Origin of the sequence: Stenotrophomonas maltophilia group sp. RNC7, assembly GCF_030910085.1 — a bacterium.
Taxonomy (GTDB): Bacteria; Pseudomonadota; Gammaproteobacteria; order Xanthomonadales; family Xanthomonadaceae; genus Stenotrophomonas; species Stenotrophomonas sepilia.
Genome location: NZ_JAVFVN010000783.1, coordinates 136,344 through 151,038, shown reverse-complemented (window position 1 = coordinate 151,038; position 14,695 = coordinate 136,344). Strand labels below are relative to the sequence as shown.

Annotated in this window: 10 protein-coding genes; 5 read left to right on the top strand and 5 right to left on the bottom strand. The window is 68.3% G+C overall.

Annotated features, from left to right (window positions below; genetic code table 11):
• Positions 1–237: 237 nt before the first annotated feature.
• On the bottom strand, positions 238–1,146 hold the full coding sequence (locus RCF13_RS19160) for a LysR family transcriptional regulator (protein WP_061480259.1): 909 nt from the start codon (positions 1,144–1,146) through the stop codon (positions 238–240).
• A 268-nt stretch (positions 1,147–1,414) separates the two neighbouring features.
• Positions 1,415–2,383, bottom strand: coding sequence for a LysR family transcriptional regulator (locus tag RCF13_RS19155; protein WP_061480260.1), 969 nt, complete (start codon positions 2,381–2,383; stop codon positions 1,415–1,417).
• 110 nt (positions 2,384–2,493) lie between these two features.
• Between RCF13_RS19155 and aceB the strand changes: the two genes are divergently transcribed.
• The 4 genes from aceB (at position 2,494) to RCF13_RS19135 (ending at position 9,445) form a co-directional block, all read left to right on the top strand.
• Positions 2,494–4,116 carry a malate synthase A gene (gene aceB, locus RCF13_RS19150; protein WP_231352463.1) on the top strand — a complete coding sequence of 541 codons (1,623 nt, stop codon included), beginning with the start codon at positions 2,494–2,496 and terminating at the stop codon, positions 4,114–4,116.
• Positions 4,117–4,180: 64 nt separating this feature from the next.
• Positions 4,181–5,482 (top strand): isocitrate lyase, encoded by a 1,302-nt coding sequence (gene aceA, locus RCF13_RS19145; protein ID WP_111201766.1) that lies wholly within the window; start codon positions 4,181–4,183, stop codon positions 5,480–5,482.
• 416 nt (positions 5,483–5,898) lie between these two features.
• Positions 5,899–6,939 carry a GGDEF domain-containing protein gene (locus RCF13_RS19140; protein WP_061480263.1) on the top strand — a complete coding sequence of 347 codons (1,041 nt, stop codon included), beginning with the start codon at positions 5,899–5,901 and terminating at the stop codon, positions 6,937–6,939.
• Between the two features lie 13 nt (positions 6,940–6,952).
• Entirely contained in the window at positions 6,953–9,445 is a 2,493-nt protein-coding gene (locus tag RCF13_RS19135) for a putative peptide modification system cyclase (protein ID WP_308141449.1), read from the top strand.
• 7 nt (positions 9,446–9,452) lie between these two features.
• On the opposite strand, the gene RCF13_RS19130 is transcribed toward RCF13_RS19135, so the two are convergent.
• Complete coding sequence (locus RCF13_RS19130) at positions 9,453–9,749, bottom strand: NHLP-related RiPP peptide (RefSeq protein WP_005420725.1); 297 nt, start codon at positions 9,747–9,749, stop codon at positions 9,453–9,455.
• 138 nt (positions 9,750–9,887) lie between these two features.
• On the opposite strand from RCF13_RS19130, the gene RCF13_RS19125 reads away from it, so the two are divergent.
• Positions 9,888–11,054 carry a putative peptide maturation dehydrogenase gene (locus tag RCF13_RS19125; RefSeq protein WP_061480265.1) on the top strand — a complete coding sequence of 389 codons (1,167 nt, stop codon included), beginning with the start codon at positions 9,888–9,890 and terminating at the stop codon, positions 11,052–11,054.
• Positions 11,055–11,073: 19 nt separating this feature from the next.
• Here RCF13_RS19125 and RCF13_RS19120 read toward each other — a convergent pair whose 3' ends face one another.
• Complete coding sequence (locus tag RCF13_RS19120; protein WP_231352466.1) at positions 11,074–13,056, bottom strand: acetyl/propionyl/methylcrotonyl-CoA carboxylase subunit alpha; 1,983 nt, start codon at positions 13,054–13,056, stop codon at positions 11,074–11,076.
• 26 nt (positions 13,057–13,082) lie between these two features.
• A complete protein-coding gene (locus RCF13_RS19115; RefSeq protein WP_134969390.1) occupies positions 13,083–14,693 on the bottom strand; it encodes a carboxyl transferase domain-containing protein in 1,611 nt (536 codons plus the stop codon).
• Positions 14,694–14,695: the final 2 nt, after the last annotated feature.

Sequence of the window (14,695 nt, the reverse complement as noted above, 5' to 3'; positions counted from 1 at the left end):
CGCTGATCCGCAATTTCGCCACGCTGCTGCGCGGAGCGTTCGCCGAGGGGTAGGCGTGCACTCCACCCGGGTAGTGGCGGCCCCCGGCCCCCCACCCCCCACCGGGCGCCCAGCCCCGCCCCCCCCCGCGGGTGCGGGGTTCCCCCACCGGGAGGTTTTGGGCCGGCGGCGGGCGGGCTGGCCGGCCGGGGTGGGGTGGCCGCCCCGCGGCCGCCACTACCCGGGTGGAGTGCACGCCTACCCCTCGGCGAACGCTCCGCGCAGCAGCGTGGCGAAATTGCGGATCAGCGGCGTTACCCGTTCGCGGTGCCAGGCCAGCTGCACTTCCGAATGCGCGCCAGCATCGGCCAGTGCCACGAAGCGCGATCCTTCCACGCGTATGTGATCGCATGAAGACGGCAGGATCGCCGCACCCAGGCCCGCAGCGGCCAGGCTGATCAAGGTCGATGCTTCACCGGCTTCCTGCACGATGCGCGGCGTGAAGCCCGCCGCTGCGCACAACGCGATCATGTGGTCGTGGATGCCCGCGCCGGCGCTGCGGCGGAACGCTACGAACGGCTCCTGCGCGAAGTCGCGCAGCGACAGCGTGCCCTGCTTCGACAGCCTGCGCAGGGCAGGGTGGTCGGCGTGCACGATCAGCGCCAGCGGGTCGACGAACAGGCTGTGCGCCACCAGTTCCGGCGGCAGCGCGCGCTTGCGGATGATGCCCACGTCCAGTGAACCGTCGAGCAGCGCGTCAATCTGCTGCAGCGTGTTCATCTCGCTCAGCTGCAGCCGCACCTGCGGGTACTGCTGACGGTAGCGCAGGATCGAACGCGGAATCTGCGGTGACAGTGGCGTGGCGCGAGTCAGACCGATATGCAGTTCACCCTGCTCACCACGCTGTGCACGCTGTACCTCGTCCACGGCCGTTTCCACCTGCTGCACGATGGCGCGTGCACGTTCCTGCAGCAGCTCGCCCGCAGGCGTCAGCTGCACGCGGCGATGGCTGCGCACGAACAGGCGCGCGCCAATCAGTTCTTCCAGCTGGCGGATCTGCTGGCTGAGCGGCGGCTGTGACATGCCCAGCCGCTCCGCCGCCTGGCCGAAGTGCAGCGTATCGGCGACAGCGAGGAAGTAGCGCAGGTGGCGCAGTTCAATGGACATGGGGCCAGTTTATTCATCGTCAGCCGGAAATGAATCAGAGATGGGATCCGATCCCGTGCCGACCAACGGTCGGCACCCACCAACAGCAGCTGGCACCAACAGCAGCGACCAACTGTCGAAGGCGGGGTGGGTCCGGTTGCGGGGGTCACTTCAGGACGGGTTTACGGCGTCCCCCGCAACCGGACTCACCCCGCCATCCCACGGATAGCCGGCTTTTGCTGTTGCTTCGGCTTCGGCGGGTGCAGGGCGCAGCCCTGCCGAACACCCCTCACCGCTCCGAATGCCCGCTCTGATCGTAATCGCGCGGGCTGAACAACTCCGGCTGGATCAGCTCGATGAACGCCCGCGCCTGCGCCGACAACGCCTTGCCCCGGCGCACGATCACCCCGTAGCTGCGCTCGGGGAACCAGCGCTTCATCGATCGCGCCGCCAGCCGCTCGTGGTCGGCCTCGTTCAGGCACAGCGCCGGCACGATGGAAATGCCCATGCCCATCGCCACGTACTGCTTGATCACTTCCCAGCCCCCCACCTCCAGCGCCACGGTGTAGGCGATGCGGTGGCGCTGGAACACCTGGTCCACCAGCCGGTAGGTGATCTGCCGCTTCGGCGGCAGCACCAGCGGATAGCGCGCAATATCGGCCAGCTCCAGCTCGCCGCCCTTGGCCAGCGGATGATCGTGCGGTGCGATCAGCACCTGCTCGAAGCGGTAGGCCGGGGCGTAGGTCAGGTCGGCCGGCACATCGGTCATCGAACCGATCGCCAGGTCGGCGGCATCCTCGCGCAGCAGGTCGGTGCCGTCGGCGCTGATCGCGTTGTGCAGGGTCAGGCGCACGTCCGGATGGTGCAGGCGGAAGCGTTCGACGATCTTCGGCAGCAGGTACAGGATGGTCGAACTGTTGGCGGCGATGTTGAGCTCGCCCGCGTCCAGGCCGCGCACCTTGTCGCGGAAGCGCGCCTCCAGCCCGTCCAGGTTCTCCACCAGCGGCTGTGCCATCTCGTACAGCAGCTGGCCCTCGCGGCTGGGCACCAGGCGCCGCCCGCTGCGCTCGAACAATGGCACCCCCAGCTCCCGTTCCAACGCCTGCAACTGCAGGCTGATGGCCGGCTGGCTGACGAAAAGTGCCTCAGCCGCCCGTGAGACCGAGCCCAGGCGCACGGTCTGGCAGAACGCGCGCAGCGGCTTCAGCCGGTCGGATTTGTAGGAAAAACGCGGACTTGGCGCGGTGCGTGTGCTCATCGTGTAACGAGTATTAGCACAACTTATGTAAAACATTGCAAAAACTGTTTTGCCAAATACTGAGGCCCGGCGGCACCGTGGAGACGTTCCCCCACCGCTGGAGTCGCCTCATGTCCGCCGTCGCTTCCGCCGTTCCCACCCCCGCCACCAAGGCCACCCCCGGCATCGCCCTGGCGACCCGCGTGGCCGGCCAGGACACCGTGCTGCCGGCGCCGCTGCTGGCCCTGCTGGTGTCGCTGCACCGCGCGGTGGAACCGGGCCGGCAGGCGAGGCTGCAGGCCCGCCGTGAACGCCAGGCGTTCTTCGACCAGGGCGGCCTGCCGGACTTCCGTGAAGACACCACTGCGATCCGCAGCGGCGACTGGCGCGTTGCGCCGCTGCCGGCCGCGCTGCAGGACCGCCGCGTCGAGATCACCGGCCCGACCGACCCGAAGATGGTCATCAACGCGCTGAACTCCGGCGCCAAGGTGTTCATGGCCGACTTCGAGGATTCGACCTCGCCGACCTGGCGCAACCTGCTGGCCGGACAGCAGTCGCTGGCCGCCGCGGTGCGTGGCGACTTGGAATACACCGCCCCCAATGGCAAGCACTACACGCTGCGCCCGTACGACGAGCAGGCGGTGCTGATCGTGCGCCCGCGTGGCTGGCACCTGGACGAGAAGCACGTGCGCATCGACGGCCAGTTCCTCGCCGGTGGCCTGTTCGACGCAGCGGTGTTCGCCTTCCACAACGCCCGCACCCTGCAGGCGAAGGATCGTGGCCCGTACTTCTACCTGCCCAAGCTGCAGAGCATGGAAGAGGCGGCGCTGTGGGAAACCGCGCTGTCGCACATCGAAGGGATGCTCGGCCTGCCGCACGGCCAGATCAAGGTGACCGTGCTGATCGAAACGCTGCCGGCGGTGTTCGAGATGGACGAGATCCTGCACGCACTGCGTGACCGCATCGTCGGCCTGAACTGCGGGCGCTGGGATTACATCTTCTCGTACCTGAAGACCTTCCGCCGCCACGCCGACCGCGTGCTGCCCGAACGCGGTCAGGTGACCATGACCCAGCCATTCCTGAAGGCGTATTCGGAACTGCTGATCCAGACCTGCCACCGCCGCGGTGCGCATGCGATGGGCGGCATGGCCGCGCAGATCCCGATCAACAACGATGCCGCTGCCAACGAGCAGGCGATGGCCCGCGTGCGCGCCGACAAGCTGCGTGAAGTCAGCGCCGGCCACGACGGCACCTGGGTCGCGCACCCGGCGCTGATTCCGGTGGCGATGGCGATCTTCGACGAGCACATGCCCGGTGCGAACCAGCACAGCGTGCTGCGCCAGGATGTGCGCGTCGGCCGCGACGAACTGATCGCGCGGCCGCCGGGCACCATCACCCGCGCCGGTTTCGAAGGCAACGTGGAAGTCTGCGTGCGCTACCTGGCCGCCTGGCTGGATGGCAACGGCTGTGTGCCGATCCATCACCTGATGGAGGACGCGGCCACCGCCGAGATCAGCCGCAGCCAACTGTGGCAGTGGCTGCATACGCCGGGCCAGCAGCTGGACGATGGCACCGCGATCGACCTGGCCCTGCTGGATTCCACCCTGGCGCAGCTGCCAGCACGGCTGGGCGATACCGCCGCGCTGCCCGGTGGCGCGCGCATCAGCGAGGCCATCGCCCTGCTCGGCGAACTGAGCCGCAGCGACGAACTGACCGATTTCCTGACCCTGCCGGCTTACGCGCGCATCGATTGACCGACTGCCCGCAAACCCGCCGTTTCCCTCCCCGCTGCACGCACGAACCGAACTGGAGAAAGACATGAGCAAGCTGCCCACTGCCGAACAGATCCAGCACGACTGGGATACCCACCCGCGTTGGGAAGGCATCCAGCGCAACTACAGCGCCGCCGACGTGGTGCGCCTGCGCGGCACCGTCCACATCGAGCATTCGCTGGCCCGCCTGGGTGCCGAGAAGCTGTGGGCGTCGCTGCATGAGCGCGAGTTCGTCAACGCGCTGGGTGCACTGACCGGCAACCAGGCCATGCAGCAGGTCAAGGCCGGCCTGAAGGCGATCTACCTGTCCGGTTGGCAGGTGGCGGCCGACGCAAACCTGGCTGGCCAGATGTATCCGGACCAGTCGCTGTACCCGGCCGATTCGGTGCCGGCGGTGGTCAAGCGCATCAACAACACGCTGCTGCGCGCCGACCAGCTGCACCACGCCGAAGGCAAGGATGACATCGACTTCCTGCAGCCGATCGTGGCCGATGCCGAGGCCGGCTTCGGCGGCGTGCTCAACGCCTTTGAACTGATGAAGGCGATGATCGAGGCCGGCGCCGCCGGCGTGCACTTCGAGGACCAGCTGGCCTCGGTGAAGAAGTGCGGGCACATGGGCGGCAAGGTGCTGGTGCCGACCCGCGAGGCGATCGAGAAGCTCAACGCCGCACGCCTGGCCGCCGACGTGATGGGCGTGCCGACCCTGCTGGTCGCGCGCACCGATGCCGAAGCTGCGGATCTGCTGACCAGTGACATCGACGGCAACGACAAGCCGTTCACCACCGGTGAGCGCACCGTCGAAGGCTTCTACAAGACCCGCAACGGCCTGGACCAGGCGATCAGCCGCGGCCTGGCCTATGCGCCCTACGCCGACCTGGTGTGGTGCGAGACCGGCAAGCCGGACCTGGAATTCGCGCGCAAGTTCGCCGAGGCGATCCATGCGAAGTTCCCGGGCAAGCTGCTGGCCTACAACTGCTCGCCCAGCTTCAACTGGAAGAAGAACCTGGATGACGCCACGATTGCGAAGTTCCAGCGCGAGCTGGGCAGCTACGGCTACAAGTTCCAGTTCATCACCCTGGCCGGATTCCATGCGCTGAACTACGGCATGTTCAATCTGGCCCACGGCTACGCACGCCGCCAGATGAGCGCGTTCGTGGAACTGCAGGAAGCCGAGTTCGAAGCGGCCGAGCGCGGCTTCACTGCGGTCAAGCACCAGCGTGAGGTGGGTACCGGCTATTTCGATGCGGTGACCCAGGCGATTCAGCAGGGCCAGTCGTCGACCACCGCGCTGACCGGCTCGACCGAGGAAGAGCAGTTCCATGGCGGGCGCAGCGAACGCGCCGCGTGATCCGGTAGTGGCCGCCGGGGGGCCGCCCCCCCTGGGTTTTGCCCCACCCCCTTGCGGGGGCGGGCCGGCGCCCGGCACTACCGGGCACCGGGTGATCAGGGTGGCCAGGGAAGGGCCAGACAACGCCGGCCGGTCGGGGGACCTGCCGGCGTTGTTGTATCGATGCAAGGGGCAGCCAGCGGGCAGCGTCAATCAGGCGCACCCCGGGTTCCGGCAACTTGGCCGAAACCCTGTGAAACCCGGCATCGAATTGATACAGCAGGGGTTTTGCCCGGGCGCCCGTGACCAGAACGGGCCACCACCGATCTTCACATCAATCAAGATCGGCAGAGCGGTCAAAATGAGATAGGGCGCACACTTTAAAGCGGTGCTATGCTCCGCGGCTCACCAGGGGACGCTGGCGGCGGGTGCAGGGAATGACCGGCAGGGGTGCGGCCGAGAACAGTGATGTGACGACAGGTATCGCCCGGGTGGCGATGGCCGAGATCGTGCACGCGCTGTTGTCAGATGCCGAGGTGGCATTGTTTGCCAGATTCGCCCGCGCATGCAAGCTCCGTGCCGGACAGTGGCTGTTCCAGCGTGGTCACCGCGGCGAGCGCATGTATGTGATCCTCGAAGGCCAGATCGAACTGGACTTCGGCGAGGACCTGGTGATCAAGACACTCGGGCAGCATGAGTTCTTCGGAGAACTGGGCCTGCTGGTCGGCGACCACCTGCGCAGCGCGAGCGCGCGCGCGCTGGTCGACTGCGATGTGCTGGAACTGGGGCCGGCTGATTTCCACCGGCTGGTCGAATCCAATCCGGGCCTGGTGGCCTATTTCCTGCGCCGCACGATCATGCGCGTGCTGGCCAACGAACAGGCCCTGATCAGCCAGCTGCGCCGGCGCAACCACGATCTGGAAACCGCGCTGGACAACCTCTACATCACCACCCACCAGCTGACCCACACCCGCGAGCTGGTGCGTACCGATGAACTGACCGGCCTGCACAACCGCCGTGGCCTCACCCTGTACCTGCAGGAGTGCCGCGAGCGTGCCGAGGGGCCGCCACAGGCGCTGCTGCTGATCGACTGCGACCGCTTCAAGCAGATCAACGACCGCCACGGCCACCAGGCCGGCGACCGCGTGCTGCAGAGCATGGGCAACATCCTGCGCTCGATGGCTGGCGAACAGGATCTGGCCTGCCGGCTTGGCGGCGATGAGTTCTGCCTGATGCTGCGCCGTGGCAACCGCGAGATCGTGCAGCACGCTGCCGAGTTCATCCTCAGCGCGGTGCACGGCCTGCTCGAGCGCAGTCACGGCACGCCGCATGTAAGCCTGGTCAGCATCGGAGCCAGCCTGTTGGATGCCGACGCGGGCTGGAGTGAGTGGTATGCCAGCGCCGATCGGGCGCTGTACCGGGCCAAGCGTGATGGCGGCAACTGCCTGCGCTGGGTGGATGATCCGGACGGCCAATAGGGAGATGCAGGCGATGAATGGCGACAACGGAACGTCAGCCCCGCATAGCCCACAGCTACGCGCCCTGCTGTTCACTGATCTGTGTGATTCGCTGCAGCTGGTCGAGCGGATCGGCGACGTGGCGGCGGCGAGCCTGTTCCAGGAACACGACCGCCTGGTGCTGGTGCTGCAGCACCGCTGGAATGGCCAGCTGATCGATCGTTCGGACGGCCTGTTCATGCTGTTCGAGCGCGCCATCGATGCCCTGGGCTTCGCCCTGGACTACCAGCGTGAACTGCATGCGCTGGGCCAGCAGCGTGCGATTGAACTGCGCGCGCGTGCCGGCCTGCATGTGGGCGACGTGCTGACCTGGGAAAACAGTGCCGAGGCAGTCCGCGCCGGCGCCAAGTCGATGGAAGTGGAAGGCCTGGCCAAGCCGATGGCGGCGCGCCTGATGATGCTGGCCCGGCCCGGCCAGATCCTGTTGTCGGCGGTAGCCGAATCGCTGACCCGCCGTGCCACCGATGCGTTGGGCGAGCGCGGCACGCGCCTGTTGTGGAAGTCACACGGGCGCTGGCGCTTCAAGGGCGTGCCGGTGGTACAGGAAGTGATCGAAGTGGGCGAGATCGGCTCCGCACCGCTGCGCATGCCGCGTGCCAATGCCAAGGCCCGCCGCGACCTGCCGTTGTGGCGGCAGCCGCTGGTGCTGGCCGCCGAAGGCCTGGTGCTGGCGGTGGCGGTGCTGGGCGGCTGGCTGCTGCTGCGGCCGGAACCGGCGATCGCGTTCGCCGAGCGCGACTGGGTGGTGCTCGGTGATGTCGACAACCTCACCGGCGACTCGATCTTCGACGACTCGATGCGGCACGCGATCCGGATCGCGCTGGAGCAATCGCGCTACGTGAACGTGCTGTCGGAGGGCAAGATCCGCGAAAGCCTGGAAATGGCGCGGCTCTCGGGCGATACCCGGCTCAGCCGCGATACCGCGGCCAACGTGGCGGTGCGGGAAGGCGCGCGCGCCGTGCTGCTGCCGACGGTGCGGCAGAAGATCGGTGGCTACGAGCTGGCCATCGATGTCGCCGCACCCGGCAGCGGCCAGGTGATCCAGACGTTCACCGCCACCGTGGATCGATCCGACCAGATGGTGTTCGCGGTGGACGACGTGGTCGGGCGCCTGCGTCGCGGACTGGGCGAATCGGTGGCGAGCCTGGAACAGTCGTTGCCGCTGCCGCGGGCATCGACCCAGGACCTGCGCGCACTGCGAGCATTCGCGCTGGCGGAGAGTGCACTGGGCCAGCGTCGCTTCGAGGAGGCGCGCAACCTGTACCAGGCGGCGATCGATATCGATCCCGGTTTCGCCCTGGCCTACATGGGCGTGGCCAAACTGCATGCGCGCGTCGAGGCAGGGCGGCGTGCACGCGAAGCCATGCAGCATGCGCTGGACCTGCAGGATCGGCTGCCGCCACGCGAGCGGCTGTACCTGAAGGCCTGGATGGCCGAGCTGGAGCCGGGTGGCTGGGCGCTGGAGCAATGGCGCACGTTGGCCAAGGTCTATCCGGATTCGTTCGCGGGGCTGTCCAACACGTCCTGGTACCTGCTGCAGGCCAACCAGTTCAGCGAGGCCGAACCCTATGCGCGTGCGGCCGCAGTACCGCAGGATCCGCTGCGGCTGTATCCGCTGGTCCATCTGGTGCGGATACAGATCGCTGCCAACCAACCGCAGCTCGCTGCCGAAACGCTGGCCCAGGCGCAGGTCCTGCGCGGTCGCGATGATGCCGATGAGACCGGCGTGGATGTGCTGGTGGCGCAGGGACAGTACGCGAAGGCCGCGCAGCTGTTGCCGCAGATCCACGCCAGTGATGGACTGCAGGAGCGGATGAAGCTGCGTGCGCAGTTGTTGCTGGCTGCTGCGCAGCGCGATTGCGCGGCCATGCAGCAGGCGATACGCGAAGATGCAGCGGCGCCGACGCTGATCGACCTGCAGGTGCAGCAGCGCCTGCAGCACGCCAGCGTGGCGGCGCTGTGCCCGAGCGCTGACCGTGCCGGGCTGCAGGCCATTGCGGCGCTGCTGCAGCCGATGCTGCAGGAGCGTGATGATCCCATGCTGCATGCCCGTGGCCTGCAATGGCTGGCACTGGTCCACCTGGCGCAGCGGCAGGGCCAGTTCGAACTGGCCAGGCGCTGGCTGGACGAGCAGCGGCCCCTGCTGCGCAGCCTGCGCAGTCCGGTCGCGGACCGCTGGCTGCGCATCGTCAGCGCCATGGACGAACTGCAGATGCAGCGGCCCGAGGCTGCCCGCACCCTGATCGAGCCGATGCTCGATGGCAGCGAGCCGGTGCAGGCACACGTCGTGCTGCTGCTCGCGGTGCGCGCACAGGGCAATGAAGCCGCGGTACGCCGCCAGCAGGCCTGGCTGGCCCAACATCGCGGCCAGGCCATTGCCGAGGTCACCGCCATGCAGGTCTGGCAACCGCTGAACGTGCATGACGTCTCCACGTGGGCTACGCCGGCCACGGCCGGCGCGCCCTGATGGCGGGTCAGCCGTCGATGCGCTCGCCGACCTTGCCGGCTTCGAAGCAGAACACCACGGTCATGGCCGCCACCGACCCGGACAGGTGGGCCTGCAGCCCGTCACGCACCTGGCTCAGCTCTTCGACCGAGGCCAGGGTGCCGATCTTCATGCAGTCGTTCTCGCCAACGGCACCGTCCAGCCCGATCGAGGCCAGCGCCTTGGCAGGCGACGCGGTGAAGTGGCTGCGGAAGTCGTCATTGCCGATCAGGTGGTCCAGCAGGAGGCTGGCGTCTGCGGCGGAAAGGCGGGGATGGGTGCTCATGGGGATCGTCCGTAGGTGGAGTGTCTCGTATCGGCCGCGACAGCCTGCCATTGAGGGCCGCGCTGTGCACATCGCTAAAGTTGGCCGCGCCGCGGTCGTTGCTGCTATGCCGGTTGTGCGGCAGAAGGAAGGAAACCCATGCGCCTGCGCCGCTGCGCCAGCCTGATGTTCGAGCCCCGCGAGGCGGTCACCCTGGACCTGCGCGCGATGCTGGCCGGCCACGCCGAGATGGACAGCCAGATCAGCTGGGTGGCGCTGGCCGCGCATCTGGACCAGCCACTGCCGGTGGATGCCGAGGAGCGCCAGCTGCTGGGCGAGCTCAGCGCGCACCGCTGGAGCGAACCGCCCGCCGATGCCTCCCCGGCGATGCTGGCCCGCCTGGTCGAGCAGGGCCTGCTGCTGACCGACCCGCCGAGCGAGGTGGGGCACCAGCTGCGCGACGAGGCGCTGCGGCGCAGCCAGTGGTGGCCGCTGGCTGCACTGGCCCATCGCCATGCACGCTGGCAGGCCGTGGACAGCGTGGAGGACATGCGCCGGCAGGGGTTGGACACCGCTGCCGGCCTGCGCCAGCGCCTCGGGCCGCCGCCGCCGGTGGTGCAGCCCATGCAGGGCGACTACCAGCCGCTGCCGCGCAGCGAAGAGGCCGCGTTCGACGCACTGCTGGCGCGCCGCACCACCTGCCGCAATTTCGACCCGCAGCGCGCGCTGCCGCTGCCGTTGCTGGCCCAGGTGCTGCAACGCACGCTGATGGCGCACGCGGTGCAGAAGGTCGAGCGCGATACCGAGTTCCTGAAGAAGAACGTGCCTTCCGGTGGCGGCCTGCATCCCACCGAAGGCTTCCTGCTGGTGCAGAACGTGGAAGGACTGGCACCGGGCCTGTACCACTACCACCCGGTGCAGCACGCCGTGCTGCCGCTGCCCTCGCCGCCGCCTGATGCATTGCCCGCGCTGGCACGGCGGATGCTGTCCGGTCAGGCGTGGTTCGCCGATGCACCGGCGCTGCTGGTGCTGGCGCCGCGCTATGACCGCTGCTTCTGGAAGTACCGCAACCACGCCAAGGCGCATCGTGCGGTGACGCTGGATGTCGGCCACATCTCGCAGCTGCTGTACCTGTGCGCGACCGAGCGCGGCCTGGCCGCCTTCGTCACCGCAGCCATCAACGATGCCGATGTCGATCGCGCCTTCGGCTTCGATGGCATCGGCCAGAGCGCGATGGCCATCTGCGGCCTGGGCTGGCGCAGTGCCACATTGGACACGGCCGAATTCGATCCCGCTGGTCGGGTGACGGCGGGCGACGACCGCTGAGCGACCGTCGCCCCGGCGTTCACGCCGCTTCGAAGTCCACCAGCACCGCGCCGTCGTTGACCTGGTCACCGGCCTTGGCGCGGTAGCCCTTCACCGTGCCGTCGGCCGGCGCCTGCAGGGTGTGCTCCATCTTCATTGCTTCCAGCACCACCAGCGGCGTGCCGCGCTTGACCTCGGTACCGGCGGCGACCAGCGTGGCCACGATCTTCCCGGGCATCGGTGCCAGCAGGCTGCCGGCATCGGCCACGGCGTGGTCCGATTCGCTCACCGGATCATGCAGGGTGAAACGGTGCTGGCCGTCGGTGCCGAACAGGTACAGCTGGTCACCCTCGCGCAGCAGCTGCAGTGTCCAGCGGCGCCCGCCCAGCTGTACCGCCAGCCCGCGCACATCGGCGGTGCCGATCACCTGCACGGGTGCCGCGTCATCGCACTGCACGCGCCAGCCATCGGCCTGCGCCCACACCTTCAGCGTGTGCCGGCATTCGCCCTGCTGCAGCGGCAGCACGCGCGGCGCGGGCGCGCCAAGGCGCCAGCCGTCCTGCGCCTGCCACGGCGAATGCGGGTCGCGCGCGTCGCTGGCTGCACCTGCAGTAGTGGCCACGGCGGCCACCGCCGCCAGCAGCCACAGCGCATCATCGCTGTCACCCACCCGGGCCAATGCGGCCTGCTCGCGCTCGATCAGCGCGGTATCCAGCTTGGCGTGGGTAAACGAATCGGTGTTCACCAGGCGGCGCAGGAAGCCGGCATTGGTGGTCACGCCCACTACCTGGCAGTCGGCCAGGGCCTGGCTCATGCGGCGCAGCGCGGCGTCGCGGTCCACGTCCCAGACGATCAGCTTGGCAATCATGGGATCGTAGTACGGCGTGATGCTGTCGCCTTCCTCGACACCGGTATCCACGCGCACATGAGTCGACGGCGCCGGCAGGCGCAGGCGGCGCAGGAGGCCGGTGGACGGCAGGAAACCACGGTCGGCGTCTTCGGCATACAGCCGCGCCTCGATGGCGTGGCCGTGGATCGCCAGCTGCTCCTGGCGCAGCGGCAGCGGCTGGCCCGAGGCTACGCGCAGCTGCCACTCCACCAGGTCGGTGCCGGTGATGTACTCGGTGACCGGATGCTCGACCTGCAGGCGGGTGTTCATTTCCATGAAGTAGAAATCGCCGTCAGGGCCGGCGATGAACTCCACCGTGCCGGCACCGACGTAGCCCACCGCGCGCGCGGCATCGACCGCGGCCTTGCCCATCGCAGCACGACGTTCGGGGCTCATGCCGGGGGCGGGCGCTTCTTCCAGCACCTTCTGGTGGCGGCGCTGCACTGAGCAGTCGCGCTCGAACAGGTAGACCGCATCACCGTGGCTGTCGCCGAACACCTGGATCTCGATATGGCGCGGGCGCTCGACGTACTTCTCGACCAGCACATGGTGGTTGCCGAATGCCGAGGCGGCCTCGCGCTGGCAGCTGGCCAGTGCATCGACGAAGTCCTCGCTGCGTTCGACCTTGCGCATGCCCTTGCCACCGCCACCGGCGCTGGCCTTGATCAGTACCGGGTAGCCGATGGCATCGGCCTGCGCGCGCAGGAACGCCGGCTCCTGCTGGTCGCCGTGGTAGCCCGGCGTCAGTGGCACACCGGCCTTGGCCATCAACGCCTTGGCCGCGCTCTTGTCACCCATCGCGCGGATCGCGCTGGCCGGCGGCCCGATGAAGGTGACGCCGGCGGCGGCGCAGGCATCGGCGAAGTCGGCATTCTCGGACAGGAAGCCGTAACCGGGGTGGATCGCCTGCGCGCCGGTCAGGCGTGCGGCGTCGAGCAGGGCGTCGCCGCGCAGGTAGCTCTCACGCGCGGCGGCCGGGCCGATGTGGATGGCCTCGTCGGCCAGGCGTACGTGGCGTGCATTGCGGTCGGCATCGGAATACACCGCCACGGTGGCGATGCCGAGGCGGCGGCAGGTGGCGATGACGCGGCAGGCGATTTCGCCGCGGTTGGCGATCAGGACTTTGGTGAACATGGCAACAGGCTCGGTCATGGCACGGGTTACATGCGGAACACGCCGAAGCGCGTCTGCTGCGGGGCGGCGTTGAGGCTGGCCGACAGCGCCAGCGCCAGCACCCGGCGGGTGTCGGCCGGATCGATCACGCCGTCGTCCCACAGGCGCGCGCTGGCGTAGTACGGGTGGCCCTGCTGCTCGAACTGGTCGCGGATCGGCGCCTTGAACGCGTCTTCCTCCGCTGCCGGCCACTGGCCGCCCTTGGCCTCGATGCCATCGCGCTTGACCGTGGCCAGCACGCTGGCGGCCTGTTCGCCACCCATCACGCCGATGCGCGCGTTCGGCCACATCCACAGGAAGTTGGGCGAATAGGCGCGGCCGCACATGCCGTAGTTGCCCGCACCGAACGAGCCACCGATCACCACGGTGAACTTGGGTACCTTGGCGCAGGCCACCGCCATCACCAGCTTGGCCCCGTCCTTGGCGATGCCGCCCTGTTCGTACTTGCGGCCGACCATGAAGCCGGTGATGTTCTGCAGGAACACCAGCGGGATGTTGCGCTGGGTGCACAGCTCGATGAAGTGCGCGCCCTTCAGTGCCGACTCGGAGAACAGGATGCCGTTGTTGGCGATGATGCCGATCGGGTAGCCGTTCAGATGGGCGAAGCCGGTGACCAGCGTTGCGCCGTAGCGCGGCTTGAATTCGTCGAAGCGCGAGCCGTCCACCAGTCGCGCGATCACTTCGCGTACGTCGTAGGGCTTGCGCGTATCGGCCGGGATCACGCCGTACAGTTCGTGCGCTGGCAGCAGCGGTTCTTCGCTGGCCTGCACCGCCATCGCCGGTTCCGGCTTGCGCCAGTTGAGCTGGGCGATGATCGCGCGCACCCGTGCCAGCGCCTGCAGGTCGTTGTCGGCCATGTGGTCAGCCACGCCGGAGATGCGCGTGTGCACATCGGCACCACCCAGTTCCTCGGCCGTCACCACTTCGCCGGTGGCCGCCTTCACCAGCGGCGGGCCGCCGAGGAAGATCGTGCCCTGCTCGCGCACGATCACCGTCTCGTCGCTCATCGCGGGCACATAGGCACCACCAGCGGTGCAGCTGCCCATCACGCAGGCGATCTGCGGAATGCCCTGCGCCGACAGGTTGGCCTGGTTGTAGAAGATGCGGCCGAAATGGTCGCGGTCGGGAAAGACTTCGTCCTGCAGCGGCAGGAACGCGCCACCGGAATCGACCAGGTAGATGCACGGCAGGTGGTTCTGCTCGGCGATCTCCTGCGCGCGCAGGTGCTTCTTCACCGTCATCGGGTAGTAGGTGCCGCCCTTGACCGTGGCATCGTTGGCCACGATCACGCATTCCACGCCGCTCACGCGGCCGATGCCGGCCACTACGCCAGCGGCCGGCACGGCGTCTTCGTACATGCCGTGCGCGGCCAGCGGCGCGATTTCCAGGAACGCGCTGCCCGGGTCGAGCAGGGCGTCGATGCGGTCGCGCACCAGCAGCTTGCCGCGCGCGGTGTGCTTGGCGCGTGCGGCTTCGCTGCCACCCAGCGCGGTGCGGGCGAGGGTGGCATGCAGGTCGTCGACCACGGCCTGCATGGCCGCGCGGTTGCTTTCAAACGTTTCGCTGCCCGGTTGCAGCTGGGTGCTCAATACGGTCATCG